At 71.5% G+C, this 2613-nt stretch carries 2 protein-coding genes; both read left to right on the top strand.

Annotation, left to right across the window (positions count from 1 at the left end; genetic code table 11):
• Nucleotides 1-647 (top strand): methyltransferase domain-containing protein (locus ACWELJ_RS33940; RefSeq protein WP_452370148.1); only part of this gene is annotated, 647 nt, incomplete at its 5' end.
• Nucleotides 647-2613, top strand: a 1967-nt coding sequence (locus ACWELJ_RS33945; RefSeq protein ID WP_452370149.1) for a polynucleotide kinase-phosphatase, incomplete at its 3' end; no start/stop codon positions are given. The genes ACWELJ_RS33940 and ACWELJ_RS33945, both read left to right, overlap by 1 nt.

Here is a 2613-nt window from a genome sequence, read left to right on the forward strand (position 1 = left end):
GCGGGCCGTCGCTGGCCGTGCTGCGGCGCGCGGCGGTTCGCCGGGCGCTCCTGGAGTCGGGGGCGGCCCGGGTGCTCGATCTCGGGTGCGGGCAGGGGGCGTTGCTGCTGGAGCTGGCGGCGGATCGGGCGTTCGGGGAGATCGTCGGAGTCGATGTGTCGATGCGGGAGTTGAAGATCGCGGCGCGGCGGGTGCGGCGGCTGCCGGAGTGGCAGGCGCGGCGGATCACGGTCCGGCAGGGCGCGCTGACCTATACCGACGCCTCGCTGCGCGGGTATGACGCGGCGGTGCTCATGGAGGTGATCGAGCATGTGGACGCGACCCGGTTGAAGGCGTTGGAGCAGGCGGTGTTCGGGGCGGCGGCTCCGGGCGCGGTGGTCGTGACCACGCCGAACAGCGAGTTCAATGTGCGCTACGACGGGCTCGCCGCGGGCGCTTTCCGGCATTCGGATCACCGGTTCGAGTGGACCAGGGCAGAATTCGCGGACTGGGCACACCGGGTCGGTGCGGCGTACGGGTATGCCGCGCGCTTCGAGCCGGTGGGGCCCGTGGACGCGGAAGTGGGGGCCTCGACACAGATGGCTGTGTTCACCAGGAACAACGGGTTCGACGGGAACCGCGATGGCGACGAGAAGGGAGCCGCGTGATGGCGGAACTGTCCGTCCCGGCGCTGTCGCTGGTCGTGCTGATCGGCAGCAGCGGTTCGGGTAAGTCGACGTTCGCGCACAAGCATTTCCGGTCGACGGCGGTGCTGTCCTCGGACGCCTACCGTGGCCTGGTCAGCGACGACGAGGCCGATCAGTCGGCGACCGCGGCGGCGTTCGAGCTGCTGCACCACGTGGCGGGCGTGCGGCTGCGCCGCGGCCTGCGCACCGTCATCGACGCCACCAATGTGCAGCCCAAGGCGCGGCAGTCGCTGGTGGAGCTGGCGCGCGCCCACGACGTGCTGCCGGTGGCGATCGTGCTGGACGTCCCGGAGAGCGTGTGCGTGGCGCGCAACGCGCTGCGGGTGGATCGCGCCGATCTGGGCCCGCACGTGGTCGGCCGCCACCAGCGCGATCTGAAGCGCTCGCTGAAGTTCCTGGAGCGCGAGGGTTTCCGTACGGTGCACGTGCTGCGCGGCGTCGAGGAGGTCGAGGCGGCGACCATTCGCGACGAACGGCTGTGGAACGACAAGACCGATCTCACCGGGCCGTTCGACGTGATCGGCGACGTGCACGGCTGCCGTGGTGAACTGGAGATGCTGCTCGGCGAGCTCGGCTACGTGCTGGCCCGCGACGGCGAGGACCGCCCGGTGGACGCACGTCACCCGGAGGGCCGCACGGCGGTGTTCGTCGGCGACCTGGTCGATCGTGGACCCGACACCCCCGGCGTGCTGCGCCTGGTGATGGGCATGGTGGCGTCCGGAAACGCCCTGTGCGTCACCGGCAACCACGAGTTCAAACTGGTGCGCGCCCTGGACGGCCGCCGCGTCACGGTCAAGCACGGCCTGGCCGAGTCGCTGGCCCAGCTGGAGGCCGAGGACGCCGAGTTCCGCAAGGCCGCACAGGAATTCATGCGCGGCCTGGTCAGCCACTACGTGCTCGACGGCGGCAACCTGGTGGTCGCGCACGCCGGCCTGAAGGAGGAGTACCAGGGCCGCACCTCGGGCCGGGTGCGCGAGTTCGCCATGTACGGCGAATCCACCGGCGAGACCGACGAATACGGCCTGCCGGTGCGCTACCCGTGGGCCAACGACTACCGCGGCAAGGCGCTGGTGCTCTACGGCCACACGCCGATGACCGAGTTGGTGTGGGTGAACAACACCCTGTGCCTGGACACCGGCGTGGTGTTCGGCGGCCGCCTGACCGCGCTGCGCTACCCGGAGCGGGAGCCGGTGTCGGTCGCGGCCGAACAGGTCTGGTTCGAGCCGGTGCGCCCGCTGCGGGCCGCCACCTTCGCCACCGGCGAGGCGGTGGTCCAGCGGGACCCGGGCGTGCTGGATCTGGACGACGTGCTGGGCCGCCGGGTGGTGGAGACCCGCCACCTGGGCCGGGTCACCGTGCGGGAGGACGCCGCGAGCGCCGCGCTCGAGGTGATGAGCCGTTTCGCCGTGGATCCGCGCTGGCTGGTGTACCTGCCGCCGACCATGTCCCCGTGCGCCACCTCCACCCTGGACGGCTATCTCGAGCACCCGGCCCAGGCCTTCGAGTACTACCGTTCCGAGGGCGTGGAATCGGTGGTGTGCGAGGAGAAGCACATGGGTTCGCGTGCGGTGGTGGCGGTTTCGCGGTCGGCGCGGGCCGCCCGGGACCGGTTCGGGGTGGAGGACGGCAGCACGGGCGCGGTGTACACCCGCACCGGCCGTCCCTTCTTCGACGCTCCGGAGCGGACGGAGACCCTGCTCGCCCGGGTGCGCGCGGCGGCCGAGACGGCCGGGCTGTTCGAGGAGCTGGGCACCGACTGGCTGCTGCTGGACACCGAGCTGCTGCCGTGGTCGGCCAAGGCGCTGGGGCTGCTGCGCTCCCAGTACGCGGCGCTCCAGGTCGTCGTTCGGGAAGACCATCTTGGAGAATCGCACCGCGTAGCGGCGCAGCTTCGCCACATCCGAACCCGCCACCTGCGACAGCACGC

Source organism: Nocardia sp. NPDC004582 (assembly GCF_053602115.1).